We start from the raw sequence: 15,861 nt of genomic DNA, 5'->3' as shown, positions 1-15,861 counted from the left end.
TGCTCTGAATAAACCGGAGCAGGGAGAAAATAGTGACTACTATTTGCGAAAAATGTCAGCAACCGCTGTCGCTCAGCGATGGTGAATTTATCTGTATTACCTGCGGTACGCATTACCCCGCACAACCCTGCTGTCCGGAGTGTCATCAGCCGCTTGAGGTGCTTAAAGCCTGCGGCGCGGTGGACTATTTTTGCCGGAACGGACATGGTCTCATCTCCCGCAAGCGCGTCCTTTTCCAGCCGCCAGGTCACTGACGTCACTTTCAGCTACGCTTAAAACGTCTGAGAGTGCAGAGCGACGACTGGCTTATTTTGTAGCAAAAATGCTATTGCGCCGTAACAAATGGGTTGTAGATGTTCACTCTATAATGTACCAGGTGGTACAATCCTGCCGCGTCGTGGGAGGGGCCAGCCACATCCGTGTTCTTCCGGCCCATCGATCTCACGGACGCGGGTCTGTTTATATTTGATTTGAAACCGAGCGGTGCCCGGCGCGGACTGACTTAACGCGCCGGCGTCCGGATGGCATCTGTCCGGGCGCTCTGTTTATTCAGGAGAGTAAGTATTATGGCTGAAACATCCTCCCGCTCCGGAAAGGGGCTGGGAATAGCATCCGTGCTGCTCGGACTGGTGCTGCTTGCCACCGGTCTGTTTTTTGCAATTGGCGGCGGCAAACTGGTTGCACTTGGTGGCAGCGGGTACTTTTTAATTGCGGGTATCGTCACTGTACTCTCCGCAATTCAGTTCTTCCGTCGCAAATCCTCGGCAGTGGTTCTGTTCCTGCTGGTCTTTGTCGGCACCCTGATCTGGTCGCTGTTCGACGCGGGCCTGGAGTTCTGGCCGCTGGTATCACGCCTGATGGTGCCTGCCGGACTGATGCTGCTTGCCTTCCTGATCTGGCCTTCACTGCGTAAGCATGAAGGTAAGCACTCACTGGCAAAACCCTCTTATGCGTTCTCTGCGCTGCTGGCGGCAGGCATGGTTGTTACGCTGGTGCAGATGTTCCAGCCACATCCTACCGTTGCAGGCACGGGCGAAGAGCTGCCGCTGATCCCGGTAGATAAAGCGAAACAGCAGAAAGACTGGGATAACTACGGTAATACCCCGCAGGGCAGCCGCTTTGTGGCGCTGGATCAAATCACCCGCGACAACGTGAAAGATCTGCAGGTGGCCTGGACCTTCCGCACCGGTGATACCCCTGTCAGCCCGACCGGCAACGGCGCAGAAGATCAGCAGACACCGTTGCAGATTGGCAATACCCTTTATCTCTGCACACCGCACAACAACGTCATCGCCGTTGAAGCCAACAGCGGTAAGCAGATCTGGAAACGTGAAATCAATGCCAAAGCGGAAGTCTGGCCGCGCTGCCGTGGTCTGGCTTACTTTGACGCCACGAAACCGCTGCAGCAGCCAGATAAGCCGGGGTCTTCACCTGTGACTGCCGCAGTGTTGCCAGCCGGTGACAGCTGTCAGCGTCGTATTCTGATGAACACCATCGACGCGCGTCTGATTGCGATCAATGCTGACAACGGTGAGTTCTGTGAAAACTTTGGCGATCATGGCATCGTTGATCTCAAAGCGGGCATGGGCAAGGCACCGGATCCGCAATATCAGCTGACCTCAGCGCCAACCCTGGCTGGCACCACTGTGGTGGTCGGCGGTCGCGTAGCGGATAACGTGCAGACGGATATGCCGGGTGGCGTGTTGCGTGGCTTTGACGTTATCACCGGCCAGATGCGCTGGGCGTTTGACCCAGGCAATGTTGACCCGAATGCGATATTGATGCCGGGTAAAGATTATACCCGCAGTACGCCAAATTCATGGGCACCGATGTCTTACGACCCGGCAATGAACACCGTGTTCATTCCAATGGGCAGTTCGTCGGTTGACCTCTGGGGTGCGAACCGTACTGAACTGGATCACAAATATGGCGCATCGGTTCTGGCGCTGGATGCCACGACCGGTAAAGAGAAGTGGGTCTATCAGACCGTGCATAACGATCTGTGGGACTTTGACCTGCCAATGCAGCCAAGCCTGATCGACTTCCCGCAAAAAGATGGCACTACCACACCAGCGGTAGTGATTGGCGGCAAAACCGGCATGATCTTCGTACTTGACCGTATGACCGGCAAGCCGCTGACCAAAGTCGAAGAACTGCCGATGCCGCAGGGTCATATCCCGAACGAGCAGTACACCAAAACGCAGCCACATTCGACCGGGATGCCGCAGATTGGCAACCAGACGCTGAAAGAGTCTGACATGTGGGGTGCCACGCCGTTTGATCAGCTGGCCTGCCGCATTGGCTTCAAATCTATGCGCTATGATGGCCTGTTCACCGTGCCGGACACCGACAAGTCTCTGAGCTTCCCGGGTTCGCTGGGCGGTATGAACTGGGGCAGCATGTCGGTCGATCCGAACAACCACCTGTTGTTCGTCAATGATATGCGTCTGGGTCTGTGGGTTCAGATGATCCCGGCTGATACCAGCAATATTGCGCGCGGCAGCAACGGCGGCGAAGCGATCAACACCGGTATGGGTGCCGTTCCGCTGAAAGGTACGCCATATGCTGTGAATAAAAATCGCTTTATGTCACCGCTGGGTATCCCATGTCAGAAACCGCCATTTGGTACGCTGTCGGCGATTGACATGAAAACGCAGAAAATCGTCTGGCAGGTGCCGGTCGGCACGGTGCAGGATACCGGACCATTCGGTATCAAGATGCGCGTGAAAATGCCGGTTGGCATGCCAACGCTGGGCGGTACGCTGGCCACGCAGGGCGGCCTGGTGTTCATCGCAGGTACGCAGGATTACTATCTGCGCGCCTTTGACTCTTCAACCGGTAAAGAGGTGTGGAAAGCACGTCTGCCGGTGGGCAGTCAGGGTGGCCCGATGAGCTACGTCTCACCGAAAGATGGAAAGCAGTACATCCTGTTCTCGGCAGGTGGCGCACGTCAGTCACCGGACCGTGGTGATTATGTGATTGCTTACGCGCTGCCAGACAGCAAGTAACAACGCTTAATGAAAAGGGCCGACATATTGTCGGCCCTTTTTTACGGAAAAGTCTTGCCTGGTTTGCTGTAAGCCCGAGCATGCGCAGGGAACACGGTCAGATCGGAAAGTCGCAAAATCGTCATCCATGACTGCTCGGCCCGCGCCGTCCATGGCGCGGGACGCTTTCCTCCTCTGAACGTGTTACCTCCGCTTTAAGCTCATTTGTCGCTGCAAGATTCACATCGGATTATCAGCTGTTTCAGGGCCGACATTGTCGGCCCTTATTTTTGCTTATTTGCCGTCGCGCCACAGCGCCTGCAACTCAGGCGGCGCCACCTGTTCCGGAATCAACAGCACTATCGTCCCAACCTCGCGGTGGGTTGCATACTGAATCTGGATGCGAAAATAGCGCTGGTCGCCACTGCCCACCTGCGCGGCTTTCTCCTCCGGTTCGCCCAGCGGCATCGCCTGCTGCAGCGCATGGCAGACGCGCTCTCTTTCTGGCGGCGGCAGATCGCCCAGCATAAAGCGTCGTTCGGCGCGTAGCCCCGGAATAAAAGCCATGCCGCCTTCACGCGCGACGATGATGGTGGCGTCATCAGTGAGTTCGGGCAGGTCACTCATAGCACGCCAACCTCCTTCCACGCCTGTTCAATGGCACTGCCAACCGATTCATTAAACCGTTTTTTACCATGCTGAACGGTGAAGCGGGCAAAGGTCTTAAAGTCAGCATCCTGTGGCAGTTCGTCGTCACACACCGTGTCATACCAGGCATATCCCGCCTGTTCCCACGCATAACCACCCAGCGCTGTTGCTGCCAGATAAAAAGCCCGGTTAGGAATACCGGAATTGATATGAACCCCGCCATTATCTTCGCGTGTCTTCACGTAGTGATCCATGTGCGCCGGTTGCGGATCTTTGCCCAGCATCGGGTCATCATAGGCGGAACCAGGTTCAGACATTGAGCGCAGACCACGCCCATTGATGCCGCTTGCCAGCAGGCCTTCGCCGATAATCCAGTCCGCCTCATCGGCACGCTGTTTTTTACTGAACTGTTTCACCAGCGAGCCAAACACATCTGACAGCGACTCGTTCAGTGCACCAGCCTGCTCAAAGTAGATCAAGCCGGCTTCATTTTCCGTCACGCCATGCGCCAGTTCGTGCGCCACAACGTCAATCGCGATGGTGAAGCGATTAAAGATTTCGCCGTCACCATCACCAAATACCATTTGCTGACCGTTCCAGAAGGCGTTCTGGTACTTGTCACCGTAGTGCACGGTACCGAGCAACTTCAGCCCCTGATTATCCAGCGAGTTACGCTGATAAGCCTGCCAGAAGAAGTCATAGGTTACGCCAAGATAGTTCCAGGCTTCCTCAGCCGCCACGTCGTCATTGCCGGGCTGGCCCTCCTGACGAATCAGCTTACCTGGCAGGGTCTGCTGACTTTGCGCATCATAAATTTCACGATCCACGTGGCCGCCTGCCGCGGTTTTTGCCACCGGCTGCTTTTGCCAGTGTTCCGCCATCAGGTGCTGAACGTGTGTCAGGGTGCGACGCGCCTGCTCCTGCTGGTGGCCGGAACCATGCGCGATGATTTTGCGAAGGATATAGGGAGGAATAACGCAATAAGCCATCTGAAACTCCTTGGCATTAGGATGTGCCAGAAAGTATAGACCCGTCAGGCGGGTTAGACCTCATTAGTGAGGCCAGCGTTAAGTGTAAAAGTGTGAGCTGAAGGGCAGAGTCAGGAGGCGGTTTTGCGGCGGCGCTTTTCTGAGGCAACAATTTTGGCAAGCCATCTGAAACGCCCTGGCGACAGGGAATGTGCCAGAAAGTATAGACCCGTCAGGCGGGTTAGACCTCATTAGTGAGGCCAGCGTTAAGTGTAAAAGTGTGAGCTGACGGGCAGAGTCAGGAGGCGGTTTTGCGGCGGCGCTTTTTCTCAGGCAGTAACTGCGTCACCTGGCTTTCAACCCAGCCATCATCAAGACGGGTACGGAGCAAGTCGCCGCTCTGGAGCTGTGCGGTTTTCTTCACCACCTGTCCGGCGGTGTCGGTGGTCACGCTAAAACCGCGCGCCAGCGTCGCCAGCGGGCTGACGCCTTCCAGCTGCGCCACTAACTGACCAAAGTGCTGTTTGCTGGTGCTCAGCTGTTTTGTCATGCTCTGCTGCAGGCGGTAGTGCCAGCTTTGCAGCTGTTTTTGCGCATCGAACAGCCGCTGCTGAGGCTGCTGGGCATTGAGCCGATGCGACAGGCGATCCTGCTGACGCGTAGCGTGACGCAGGCGGTTTTCCATCGCTTCACCCAGTCGCTGCTGCAGGCGGAACAGGGCGGTCTGCTGACGGGCCAGACGCAGCTGCGGATGCTGCTGTTGCAGACGATGCTCAAGGCGGGAGTAAAGCCGCTGCTGACGTGCCAGGTAGTAATCCATCGCCATCTCCAGCCGCTGTTGCTGTGACTGCAACTGACGCAGCAACTCCAGCTGGTTACGGCTGACAATTTCAGCCGCGGCGGAAGGGGTGGGTGCACGTAAATCGGCGACGAAGTCGGCAATGGTGACATCGGTTTCATGACCCACCGCGCTGACGATGGGAATGCGGCTGGCAAAAATGGCGCGCGCCACGCGTTCATCGTTAAAGCCCCACAAATCTTCCAGCGAACCGCCGCCGCGTCCGACAATTAATACGTCGCACTCGTTGCGCAGGTTGGCGATTTCAATCGCGCGGACGATAGCCGCTGGCGCATCGACGCCCTGAACCACGGTCGGGTAGATGACCACGGGCAGGGAGGGATCACGGCGATGCAGCACGCGTAACACATCGTGCAGCGCCGCGCCGGTGGAAGAGGTGATCACCCCGACCTGACGCGCCGGTTCCGGCAGCGGTTGCTTATGCTGCGGATCAAACAGTCCTTCGGTGGTCAGTTTTGCTTTCAGCAGTTCAAACTGCTGCTGCAGCAAGCCTTCACCCGCCGGATGCATACTTTCGGCAATCAGCTGATAGTCACCGCGTGGCTCATAAAGAGTGATGTTGGCGCGCACCAGCACCTGCTGACCATGCTGCGGACGGAAGGTGACGCGTCGGTTGCTGTTGCGGAACATAGCACAGCGAACCTGAGCGCCATCATCTTTCAGCGTGAAGTACCAGTGACCGGATGCCGGTTGCGTGAAGTTGGAGATCTCGGCGCTGATCCAGACCAGGCCCATCTCTTTCTCCAGCAGCTGACGCACTGTCGTATTGAGACGGCTGACGGTAAAAATATTGGCGATGGGTGGCAGCGACATGTGACGAAGATCAAATTCCAAATCAGCAGGTTAATTCATCGATACTACAGGGCTGTCAGTGCGGATCAAGAGTTTTTCGTAAATAATGCTGGAGGCAATCGATTACGGCCTGTATAATGCCGCGGCAATATTTTATCTATTCTCAATCACCCGAGGTGGAGTATTGCCATGTTAAGAATCGCTAAAGAAGCACTCACTTTTGACGACGTTCTGCTCGTCCCTGCACACTCCACCGTCCTGCCGAATACGGCCGATCTCAGCACCCAGCTGACCAAAAATATCCGTTTAAATATTCCTATGCTTTCTGCTGCTATGGACACCGTGACCGAGTCGGGTCTGGCGATTGCGCTGGCACAGGAAGGCGGCCTTGGCTTCATCCATAAAAATATGTCAATCGAACGCCAGGCGGACGAAGTGCGCAAGGTGAAGAAACATGAAAGCGGCGTGGTGACTGAACCACAGACCGTCCTGCCAACCACCCCACTGGCTGACGTTAAAGCGCTGACCGAGCGCAACGGCTTTGCGGGTTATCCGGTGGTTAATCGCGACAACGAACTGGTGGGTATCATCACCGGTCGTGACGTGCGCTTTGTCACTGACCTTTCACAGCCTGTCTCTGCAGTCATGACCCCGAAAGATCGTCTGGTGACGGTGAAAGAGGGCGAAGCGCGCGATGTCGTGCTGCACAGGATGCATGAAAAGCGCGTTGAGAAAGCGCTGGTGGTGGATGACAGCTTCCATCTGCTGGGCATGATCACCGTTAAAGATTTCCAGAAAGCCGAACGTAAACCTAACGCCTGTAAAGATGCGCAGGGTCGTCTGCGTGTCGGTGCGGCAGTTGGCGCAGGTGCAGGTAATGAAGAGCGTATCGATGCGCTGGTTGCAGCGGGCGTTGACGTGCTGCTGATTGACTCTTCACACGGCCATTCTGAAGGCGTGCTGTCACGTATCCGTGAAACCCGTGCCAAATACCCGGACCTTGAAATCGTTGGCGGCAACGTAGCCACTGGTGCTGGCGCACTGGCGCTGGTGGCGGCAGGTGTCAGCGCCGTTAAAGTGGGTATCGGCCCGGGCTCTATCTGTACTACCCGTATCGTGACCGGCGTGGGCGTTCCGCAGATCACTGCCGTCTCTGACGCAGTTACCGCGCTGGAAGGCACCGGTATTCCGGTGATTGCCGATGGCGGTATCCGTTTCTCCGGTGACATCGCGAAAGCGATCGCCGCCGGTGCGTCCTGTGTCATGGTCGGTTCGATGCTGGCGGGGACCGAAGAGTCACCGGGCGAGATCGAACTCTATCAGGGCCGTTCGTTCAAATCCTATCGCGGTATGGGTTCACTGGGCGCGATGTCTAAAGGCTCTTCTGACCGCTACTTCCAGACCGATAACGCCGCTGACAAACTGGTACCGGAAGGTATCGAAGGTCGCGTGGCCTATAAAGGCCGTCTGAAAGAGATCGTGCATCAGCAGATGGGCGGACTGCGCTCGTGCATGGGCCTGACCGGTTGCCCGACCATTGATGACCTGCGCACTAAGGCGGAGTTTGTCCGCATCAGCGGCGCCGGCATCAATGAGAGCCACGTGCATGATGTGACCATCACCAAAGAGTCACCGAACTACCGCATGGGTTCATAATCCCGATTTCCCGCCCGGCTTCAGCCGGGCGCTTTTATTGATTAAGTCACCGTTCTGGAAAACCCTCAATGACGACGGAAAATATCCATAAGCATCGCATTCTGATTCTCGATTTCGGCTCACAATATACTCAGCTGGTTGCACGTCGCGTGCGCGAGCTGGGCGTTTACTGTGAACTCTGGGCATGGGATGTCACCGAAGAGCAGATTCGCCAGTTCAATCCAAGCGGCATCATCCTTTCCGGTGGCCCGGAGAGCACCACCGAACTGAACAGCCCGCGTGCGCCTGAATATGTCTTCAGCGCTGGCGTGCCGGTGCTGGGTGTCTGCTACGGTATGCAGACGATGGCGATGCAGCTGGGCGGCACCGTTGCTGGCTCAACCGAGCGCGAGTTTGGTTATGCGCAGGTCGAAGTGACGACGCCAAGCGCCCTGGTTCGCGATATTGAAGATGCGATCAGCGCCGCCGGCAAACCGCTGCTGGATGTCTGGATGAGCCACGGCGACAAAGTCACGGCGATCCCGGCTGACTTCGTGACCGTTGCCAGCACAGAAACCTGTCCGTTCGCCATCATGGCTAACGAAGAGAAGCGTTTCTACGGCGTGCAGTTCCACCCGGAAGTGACCCATACCCGCCAGGGCCTGCGGATGCTTGAGCGCTTCGTTATCGACATCTGTGAATGTGAAGCCCTGTGGACGCCAGCCAAAATCATTGAAGATGCGGTTGAACGCCTGCGTGTGCAGGTCGGCAACGACAAAGTGATCCTCGGTCTGTCAGGTGGTGTTGACTCCTCCGTAACGGCAATGCTGCTGCATCGCGCCATTGGCGACCGTCTGACCTGCGTGTTCGTGGATAACGGCCTGTTGCGCCTGAACGAAGCACAACAGGTTATGGATATGTTTGGCGACCACTTCGGCCTCAACATTATTCACGTTGAAGGCGAAGCGCGTTTCCTCGACGCGCTGGCAGGTGAGAATGAGCCGGAAGCGAAACGTAAAATTATCGGTCGCGTCTTTGTGGAAGTCTTCGACGAAGAAGCGCTGAAGCTGCAGGACGTTAAGTGGCTGGCACAGGGCACCATCTATCCGGATGTCATTGAGTCTGCGGCCTCTGCAACCGGTAAGGCGCACGTCATCAAATCGCATCACAACGTCGGCGGCCTGCCGAAAGAGATGAAGATGGGCCTGGTTGAGCCGCTGCGTGAGCTGTTCAAAGATGAGGTGCGTAAGATTGGTCTGGAGCTGGGCCTGCCTTACGACATGCTCTATCGCCATCCGTTCCCGGGTCCAGGTCTGGGCGTGCGCGTGCTGGGCGAAGTGAAGAAAGAGTATTGCGACCTGCTGCGCCGTGCCGATGCCATCTTCATTGAAGAGCTGCATAAAGCGGATCTCTATAACAAAGTCAGCCAGGCGTTCACCGTCTTCCTGCCGGTACGTTCAGTCGGCGTGATGGGCGATGGCCGTAAATATGACTGGGTTGTCTCGCTGCGTGCGGTGGAAACCATCGACTTTATGACCGCACACTGGGCGCACCTGCCGTATGAGTTCCTGGGTCGTGTCTCTAACCGCATCATCAATGAAGTCGACGGCATCTCCCGCGTGGTGTATGACATCAGCGGTAAGCCACCAGCGACGATTGAGTGGGAATAACCTGGCCTCAGCCAGTTAAGCCCTGATAATTCTGAAGCCCGCTCCCCAGCGGGCTTTTTTATTGCTTTGACCGTGCGCAGACTCGCTATTTTAACCTTTCAGCACATCCAGGTCCGTCGCTGGTGTTTTCCTGTTCACTTTGCCGGAAATTACGCTATCCTCCATGCAGTAAAAGCCCGCAACTGACGTCAGTTGTGTCCCGCTCTTACCCGCCGCTTTCATCGATCGTCCGTATCCCAAAGCCGCCGCTTACTGAAACCGCCTGCTGAACAGGCGATTCGCGATTCTTACGTCACCAGGAATGTTGTCATGCTCTCACTTAAAGTGTTCAGCCTGTTTTTTGTTGCCGTACTGCTGCTATCGCTGGGAGCCAGCATTGCGCAGGCGACGCGTCACAGCGAAACCGCAGAGCCGGGCGGTTGGGCGACCGCCCGACGTGATTCGTCCGGGATAGCACCCGACCCGCGCGCTTTATATAGCCTGGCTATTGTACAGGTCTATGCTGCGCCGACCTATGGCTGGAAAGGGGCGGTGGCGGTGCATCCGTGGATCATCTTCAAGCGCGCAGGTGAAACGCGTTTCACTCGCTACGAAGTGATTAGCTGGGGCAGCGGCGATAAAGTCCGGCGCAACACCAACCTGCCTGATGGCTACTGGTATGGCGCAAAACCGCGGCTGCTGGTGGAACATCGCGGACCGGAAGCAGAAGCGATGATCCCGCAGATTGAAGCCGCCATTAAATCCTATCCGTGGCCGACAACCTACCGCGCCTGGCCAGGACCGAACAGCAACACCTTCCTGGCGCATATTGGCCGCGAAGTACCCGCTTTAAGGCTTGATCTGCCCGCTAACGCGCTGGGTAAAGATTACCGGCCACTGTGGCGTCCGGTCGGGCTGCCGCCATCCGGGCGCGGTGTGCAGGTGTCGATTCTGGGTGTGGCGGGAGTGACGCTGGGTGCAGAAGAGGGATTTGAAGTGAATCTGCTGGGTCTGAACATGGGAGTCGATTTCACACCGTTCCGGCTGCGTCTGCCGTTTATTGGCGGCCTGGGAAATGACAACCTTCAGCAGGATAAGCCCTGACAGTATGGCCCCGTCAGGGGCCGTTTCACCTCAGCACACGCCAAAGTCACCCTCTTCGTGATAGAGATTGACGCTCTCTGCTTTCACTTCGATCTCTTTTTTCGCTGCATCATCAACGCGTGCACACCATAAGGTGTCACCTTCGACGCGCAGCACCTGCATTTTCGGACCGCCGGTTTTCGACTGAACAAAATCCTCTGCTTTAAACATATTGCCTCCGTTGTTAATCGTTTCTGCTGCCAGATGACTTCTGGCGCTGATCGTTTTTTGTGTGACGTTTTCCAGTTTATACCCTGTCTGTTTTACTGCGAGAAAAAGTCTGCGCATGCTGAGCCGCACTAAGATAATTTCATCAGGTTGTCAGTTGACAACTTATCAATTCAGCGTCAGGATAGGGAAAAACATGGCAAGGAAGCGGCATCCCAACAAAGAGATCGAAACGGCGTTACGTTACGCCGAATCCCATGGCTGGCTGGTCGTCACGGGAGGCCATCACGCCTGGGGCAAAATGTACTGTCCGAAAAATCTGTTGATGTGCCGATGTGGGGAGTTTTGTCTGACCTGTATCTGGAGCACACCAAAAAACGCACATCAGCATGCCCGTGCGCTGCGGCGCGTGGTCGACAACTGTCACTATCTGAAGTCCTGATGCAGCACAAGGAGAAGCATATGGAATATTGTTTCACATTACGGTTCAGCCTGCCGGAAGGGCACGCGCCGGTGGATGAACTGCTGGAAACGCTGGCAGCGGCAGGCTGTGATGATGCGCTAATCGGCCTGGGCATGCCGGGCAGAATTGCACTGGAGTTCACCCGCGAGTCTGACTCCGCAACGGATGTATTGAAACAGGCAGAAGAGGATGTGCTGCGTGCGATACCGGGTGCCACGCTGGTGGAAGCCGCACCCGATTTTGTGGGATTGACGGATGTGGCGGAGATCATCGGCATGACGCGTCAGAATATGCGTAAGCTGATGCTCAGCCACCGCCCGCCGTTTCCGCTGCCGGTGCATGACGGTAAAACCGCCATCTGGCACTTAGCGGATGTGCTGGAGTGGCTGAGTCAGCGTGGTAACTATACGCTGCCTGCGGCGACCCGAGAGCTGGCACAGGTAACGCGGCAGCGCAATCTTAACGGGTCGCTGCAACGTTACGGCCTGCAAGCCTGAAGATTAGTGCGGCAGCAGGAAGATCGTCGCCAGTCCCAGGAAAATAAAGAAGCCGCCGGTGTCAGTAAGGGCGGTGATCAATACGCTGGAGCCCACGGCGGGATCGCGATTCATTTTAGTCATGACCAGCGGCACCAGCACGCCCATCAGCGCGGCCAGCAGCAGATTCAGCGCCATGGCCAGCATCATAACGCCGCCCAGCGCCATATTGTCATACATCAGCCAGGTGATACCGCCCATGATGCCGCCCCAGAACAGGCCGTTGATCAGCGCCACGCCAAGCTCGCGGACGATCAAAAACGAAAAGTTGCCCGGTTCAACCTGATGTAAGGCCAGCGCCCGCACAATCATGGTGATGGTCTGATTACCGGTATTGCCGCCGATACCCGCGACGATCGGCATCAGCGTGGCCAGCGCCACGATTTGCGAAATCGTCCCTTCAAACAGCCCGATAACCCGAGAGGCGACAAAGGCGGTGCAGAGGTTAATCGCCAGCCAGGCCCAGCGTTTACGTACCGATTTACGCACCGGCGCGAACACATCCTCTTCCTGACTGATCCCCCCCATTTTACGGATGTTGCTTTCGTTTTCGGCATTCACCAGGTCGATGATGTCTTCAATGGTCACGCGGCCAATCAGCTTGCCTTTGGCGTCGGTGACGGCGGCAGAAATGAGGTTATAACGTTCAAAGGCGCTGGCTGCGTCTTCGGCCTTATCGTTAAGCTGGAAGGTGGTAGGGCGGGCGTTCATCACGTCGCTCACCAGGGTTTTGGGTTTGTTAAGCAGGATGTCCGTCAGCAGTAGTTCGCCCAGCAGCTGATTATCTTTATTGGTGATAAAGAGTTTATCGGTACCGCCCGGCATGCTTTTGCGCTTGCGCAGAAAGCGTTGCACTGTTGCAAGCGTGACATCTTCACGCACCGTCAGGATATTGAAATCCATCACCCGGCCCACGCGGTCACGGTCAAGCTGCACCATATCGAGCATGCGGGCGCGCAGGGCGGGCTCCACAGTTGCCAGCAGGCGTCCGGTCAGGTCACGTGGCAGATAACGCGCCAGCCAGACCTGATCGTCGATATCCAGCGGCTGGATAGCGCGCAGGATATCGCGGTCGCTCATCTCTTCGGTGAGGCTGGCCCAGACCGTTTCAGACGCTTCAACCAGCACATGGCCGCGCCGCTCGTTCGGCACCAGCCGCCACAGCGCCTGACGTTCTTCTTCGGGCAGGGCTTCGAGAATATCCGCGAGGTCAGCGGCATGCAGTTGCAGAATGTCCTGTTCCAGCGCGTCACGCTGGGCCGCATTTTCACGTTGCTGTTCAGGATTGAGATCGCCCGATTTCTCCAGCAGGGCATCAACCAGATCGTGCTCGCTGAGCAGCAGCGTCAGAATGCGATGACGTATTTCACTTAAACGTTGAGAGTGAGAGGCAGACACATTGGATCCCTTAAGTCTGAAAGCACCAGCACGAAGTGTAGCGTTTCGCCTGAAAAAGGGATGCAAAAAAGAGTCCAGTTATCTGGATAACGTTTAAGTTTCAGGTGCGTTTCAGGCGAAATGTCGTTATTGGTTATTCGCTATCGCGTATCGCCTGATGTTATGGCAACCGGTTCAGGAATAGCTTTCTGTTGCTGATGATGCTCGAAGGCAGCAGGCAGGATAAAAATCAGGCGACTAAAAAGAATGATAAAACTAATCAGCAGCACAATGCGGGTCATGGTGCCGGTTTTTTGACGTCTTCGGGGAGAAATAGCGCTGTTCACGCGGGGTGGTTCCTGTAATGACCCCATCTGGGGCGACTGCAATATTTAGTCACAGTCGCCTGATGAAATCAATCGCTGTTGAAAAAAACAGCAGATAAAGATCAGTAACTCGCTTTTTGCGCCAGCAGCGTCGCAAACCGACAGGTGATGCGGTTGCCATTTTCATCTGTGCGATGCAGCTGACCGGGGTGCTCGTTGTACTTCACGATGTGCCAGTTGCGGTAGTAGTGGCTGAGCTCACCTGATTTAAACGCAAAGGAGAAATCAGCCGGGCAGGGCATATCGTCCGTGTTCATCGCCGCCACGATCAGGTTAAAACCGTCTCTGACCGTACAGGCCTGCATGTCGGCAATCAGCTGCGGAATAGTCTGCGGCTGAAGGAACATCATCACCACGGTCGACAGCACAAAGTTGAAGCCGCCATTAAAGCGCGTGTTGTTCAGGTCGCGCTGCTCGGTATGAATGCCGCTGAGATTTTCCTGCGCAATAATTTCCTGCAGGCGCGCCAGGCTTTGCGGGTTATGATCCCACGCCGTGACGTCAAAACCGTGCTGATTCAGAAACAGCGTATTGCGTCCCACGCCACAGCCAAGGTCAAGCGCCTTGCCAACGTTGAGCTGGGGCAGCGCCGCAACCACTTCGGAGTGGGGCGGCGTTAAACCATAGGTTTCGGCAAAATAGTTTTCGCCTGAAAGTGGTGCGGTTGGTTGTGTCATATTCATCAATTCAGTTAAACGGGCGCCAGGCGCCCGGGTTGTCAGACTTCTTCTTCGAGGATCAGTTTCCATCCCGTGACGTCATTCCAGTAAACCTGCTCCCGTTCAAGATCGAGCTGAACCAGGTTGTTCTGCGTGAAGTAGCCCGCCGGGAAGGTCAGCGTCCAGTGGCCGTCATCGCATTTCAGGGTTAACGCCTCCGGACGCGTGGTGGCCTGTCGCTGATTATTCAGCAGGGTACCCAGGCGCAGCAGGAAAATCAGCGGCACAAACTGCTTTTTCTTGAACAGCGTCACGCGCGGCAGCTCATCAAGCTTTATCGCTTTACGATGGAATCTGACCAGCGCCGCCAGCAGCATCTGCTGATCCTGATTGAAGCCCGGCAGGTTGGTGTTTTGCAGAATATAGGCTGAATGGCGTTGCAGGCCGCTGTGATTAATGGTCAGGCCCACTTCGTGCAGCATCGCCGCCCATTTCAACAGCGCGGCCAGTTGTGGATTCGCCAGTTTCTGATTCTGCTCGCGCCACTGCAGATAAAGCTGCTCGGTGGTGTCGAGCACGCGTCGTGCCTGATCGCTGTCGATAGCGTAATGGTTCGCCAGACTCTGTGCCGTACGGCTGCGAATATCCTGATGGCGGAAACGGCCCTCCATCTCATAGAGCACACCTTCACGCAGCGCACCGTCGGAGAGGCGCAATTCGCGAATGGCCAGCGCATCAAAGACGCCGCACAGAATCGCCAGCCCGGGTACAAACACGCCTTTACGCTCTTCAGACAGACCCGGCAGGCTGAGTGCAGCAAAGGATTTGTGTTTCATCACCTCGTCATAGAGCTTTTCGAGGCGCTCAGGCGTAATCAGCTTCTCTTTTTCATCCATCGCCAGCAGCACTTCGCAGGCGGCTTTGATGGTGCCGGACGCGCCCAGCGCATATTGCCAGCCATGCAGACGATATTGCCACGCCAGCGTTTCCAGTTTCTGCGCGGCCGCTAAACGCGCGCGACGGAAGTTTTCACGGCTGATTTCACCTTTCGGGAAATAGAGCTGGGCGAAACTGACACAACCCATGCGTCGGCTCTCAACCAGTTGCGGTTCAAAATCCTCGCCAATGACCAGCTCGGTTGATCCGCCGCCGATATCGATCACCAGCTTGCGGCCTTTCTCCGGCTGGGTATGTTCAACGCCCATAAAGATCAGGCGAGCCTCTTCATGGCCCGAAATCACCTCTATCGGATAGGGGATCACCTCGGCCGCACGTTGCAGGAAGGTTTCGGCGTTGACCGCCTCGCGCAGCGTATGGGTACCGACAATCGTCACGTTGCTCGGACTGAACCCCTGCAGGCGCTCGGCGAACAGGGCCAGGCAGGCTAACCCCCGCTCCATCGCTTCCTCGCTGAGGTTGTGCCGGGCATCCAGCCCGTCAGCCAGATGGACGCGCTGCTTAAGGCGGCCCAGTACCTGCATCGCACCATCGACAACCCGCGCAATCACCATATGGAAACTGTTCGAGCCCAGGTCAATCGCCGCAAACTCCTGGGGTTTTGGCGTACTTTTATGAGAAATTGGCATAGGAT

At 56.3% G+C, this 15,861-nt stretch carries 15 protein-coding genes; 7 read left to right on the top strand and 8 right to left on the bottom strand.

Annotated features, from left to right (window positions below; all coding sequences use genetic code 11):
• Positions 1-32: 32 nt before the first annotated feature.
• Positions 33-254 carry a zinc ribbon domain-containing protein gene (locus EPG66_RS10240; protein ID WP_083069229.1) on the top strand — a complete coding sequence of 74 codons (222 nt, stop codon included), beginning with the start codon at positions 33-35 and terminating at the stop codon, positions 252-254.
• A 312-nt stretch (positions 255-566) separates the two neighbouring features.
• The gene (locus EPG66_RS10235) at positions 567-3,008 is read left to right on the top strand and encodes a glucose/quinate/shikimate family membrane-bound PQQ-dependent dehydrogenase (protein ID WP_182686686.1); all 2,442 of its coding nucleotides are present in this window, start codon (positions 567-569) and stop codon (positions 3,006-3,008) included.
• 273 nt (positions 3,009-3,281) lie between these two features.
• On the opposite strand, the gene EPG66_RS10230 is transcribed toward EPG66_RS10235, so the two are convergent.
• From EPG66_RS10230 to xseA, 3 genes are all read right to left on the bottom strand, one after another.
• Positions 3,282-3,614 carry a protealysin inhibitor emfourin gene (locus tag EPG66_RS10230; protein WP_010671321.1) on the bottom strand — a complete coding sequence of 111 codons (333 nt, stop codon included), beginning with the start codon at positions 3,612-3,614 and terminating at the stop codon, positions 3,282-3,284.
• Complete coding sequence (locus EPG66_RS10225; protein ID WP_010257519.1) at positions 3,611-4,624, bottom strand: M4 family metallopeptidase; 1,014 nt, start codon at positions 4,622-4,624, stop codon at positions 3,611-3,613. The genes EPG66_RS10230 and EPG66_RS10225 overlap by 4 nt, the downstream gene beginning before the upstream one ends.
• Before the next feature lie 277 nt (positions 4,625-4,901).
• Entirely contained in the window at positions 4,902-6,275 is a 1,374-nt protein-coding gene (gene xseA, locus EPG66_RS10220) for an exodeoxyribonuclease VII large subunit (protein WP_115757911.1), read from the bottom strand.
• 168 nt (positions 6,276-6,443) lie between these two features.
• Here xseA and guaB point away from each other — a divergent pair, with 168 nt between their 5' ends.
• The 3 genes from guaB to EPG66_RS10205 all read left to right on the top strand — a co-directional run bounded on the left by guaB (position 6,444) and on the right by EPG66_RS10205 (position 10,642).
• Complete coding sequence (guaB, locus tag EPG66_RS10215; protein WP_031594021.1) at positions 6,444-7,910, top strand: IMP dehydrogenase; 1,467 nt, start codon at positions 6,444-6,446, stop codon at positions 7,908-7,910.
• A gap of 68 nt (positions 7,911-7,978) precedes the next feature.
• The gene (gene guaA / locus EPG66_RS10210; protein WP_022624130.1) at positions 7,979-9,559 is read left to right on the top strand and encodes a glutamine-hydrolyzing GMP synthase; all 1,581 of its coding nucleotides are present in this window, start codon (positions 7,979-7,981) and stop codon (positions 9,557-9,559) included.
• Positions 9,560-9,868: 309 nt separating this feature from the next.
• Positions 9,869-10,642 (top strand): DUF3750 domain-containing protein, encoded by a 774-nt coding sequence (locus tag EPG66_RS10205; RefSeq protein WP_010260100.1) that lies wholly within the window; start codon positions 9,869-9,871, stop codon positions 10,640-10,642.
• Positions 10,643-10,672: 30 nt separating this feature from the next.
• Here the strand turns inward: EPG66_RS10205 and EPG66_RS10200 are convergent, their stop codons facing one another.
• Entirely contained in the window at positions 10,673-10,852 is a 180-nt protein-coding gene (locus EPG66_RS10200) for a hypothetical protein (protein ID WP_022624131.1), read from the bottom strand.
• A 193-nt stretch (positions 10,853-11,045) separates the two neighbouring features.
• Between EPG66_RS10200 and EPG66_RS10195 the strand changes: the two genes are divergently transcribed.
• The gene (locus EPG66_RS10195) at positions 11,046-11,291 is read left to right on the top strand and encodes a hypothetical protein (protein ID WP_010671328.1); all 246 of its coding nucleotides are present in this window, start codon (positions 11,046-11,048) and stop codon (positions 11,289-11,291) included.
• A gap of 20 nt (positions 11,292-11,311) precedes the next feature.
• On the top strand, positions 11,312-11,809 hold the full coding sequence (locus EPG66_RS10190; protein WP_022624132.1) for a helix-turn-helix transcriptional regulator: 498 nt from the start codon (positions 11,312-11,314) through the stop codon (positions 11,807-11,809).
• A gap of 3 nt (positions 11,810-11,812) precedes the next feature.
• Here EPG66_RS10190 and mgtE read toward each other — a convergent pair whose 3' ends face one another.
• From mgtE to ppx, 4 genes are all read right to left on the bottom strand, one after another.
• Positions 11,813-13,246: a magnesium transporter gene (mgtE, locus tag EPG66_RS10185; RefSeq protein ID WP_010671330.1), complete on the bottom strand. Its 1,434-nt coding sequence runs from the start codon at positions 13,244-13,246 to the stop codon at positions 11,813-11,815.
• 140 nt (positions 13,247-13,386) lie between these two features.
• The gene (locus EPG66_RS10180) at positions 13,387-13,572 is read right to left on the bottom strand and encodes a YfgG family protein (RefSeq protein ID WP_010671331.1); all 186 of its coding nucleotides are present in this window, start codon (positions 13,570-13,572) and stop codon (positions 13,387-13,389) included.
• A gap of 101 nt (positions 13,573-13,673) precedes the next feature.
• The gene (tehB, locus tag EPG66_RS10175; protein ID WP_010671332.1) at positions 13,674-14,288 is read right to left on the bottom strand and encodes a tellurite resistance methyltransferase TehB; all 615 of its coding nucleotides are present in this window, start codon (positions 14,286-14,288) and stop codon (positions 13,674-13,676) included.
• A 41-nt stretch (positions 14,289-14,329) separates the two neighbouring features.
• Entirely contained in the window at positions 14,330-15,856 is a 1,527-nt protein-coding gene (ppx, locus tag EPG66_RS10170; RefSeq protein ID WP_010260078.1) for an exopolyphosphatase, read from the bottom strand.
• Between the last annotated feature and the right edge of the window lie 5 nt (positions 15,857-15,861).

Source organism: Pantoea pleuroti (assembly GCF_014156615.1).
In the GTDB taxonomy this organism is placed as follows: Bacteria; Pseudomonadota; Gammaproteobacteria; order Enterobacterales; family Enterobacteriaceae; genus Pantoea; species Pantoea agglomerans.
The sequence above is the reverse complement of the archived record's forward strand: the minus strand, read 5'-3'. Positions and strand labels throughout refer to the sequence as shown.

Bases quoted from the DNA above. Each gene is read 5' to 3' on its own strand.
- EPG66_RS10235 (WP_182686686.1), top strand. From the start codon at position 567: ATGGCTGAAACATCCTCCCGCTCCGGAAAGGGGCTGGGAATAGCATCC.
- EPG66_RS10230 (WP_010671321.1), bottom strand. From the start codon at position 3,614: ATGAGTGACCTGCCCGAACTCACTGATGACGCCACCATCATCGTCGCG.
- EPG66_RS10225 (WP_010257519.1), bottom strand. From the start codon at position 4,624: ATGGCTTATTGCGTTATTCCTCCCTATATCCTTCGCAAAATCATCGCG.
- xseA (WP_115757911.1), bottom strand. From the start codon at position 6,275: ATGTCGCTGCCACCCATCGCCAATATTTTTACCGTCAGCCGTCTCAAT.
- guaB (WP_031594021.1), top strand. From the start codon at position 6,444: ATGTTAAGAATCGCTAAAGAAGCACTCACTTTTGACGACGTTCTGCTC.
- guaA (WP_022624130.1), top strand. From the start codon at position 7,979: ATGACGACGGAAAATATCCATAAGCATCGCATTCTGATTCTCGATTTC.
- EPG66_RS10205 (WP_010260100.1), top strand. From the start codon at position 9,869: ATGCTCTCACTTAAAGTGTTCAGCCTGTTTTTTGTTGCCGTACTGCTG.
- EPG66_RS10200 (WP_022624131.1), bottom strand. From the start codon at position 10,852: ATGTTTAAAGCAGAGGATTTTGTTCAGTCGAAAACCGGCGGTCCGAAA.
- EPG66_RS10195 (WP_010671328.1), top strand. From the start codon at position 11,046: ATGGCAAGGAAGCGGCATCCCAACAAAGAGATCGAAACGGCGTTACGT.
- EPG66_RS10190 (WP_022624132.1), top strand. From the start codon at position 11,312: ATGGAATATTGTTTCACATTACGGTTCAGCCTGCCGGAAGGGCACGCG.
- tehB (WP_010671332.1), bottom strand. From the start codon at position 14,288: ATGACACAACCAACCGCACCACTTTCAGGCGAAAACTATTTTGCCGAA.
- ppx (WP_010260078.1), bottom strand. From the start codon at position 15,856: ATGCCAATTTCTCATAAAAGTACGCCAAAACCCCAGGAGTTTGCGGCG.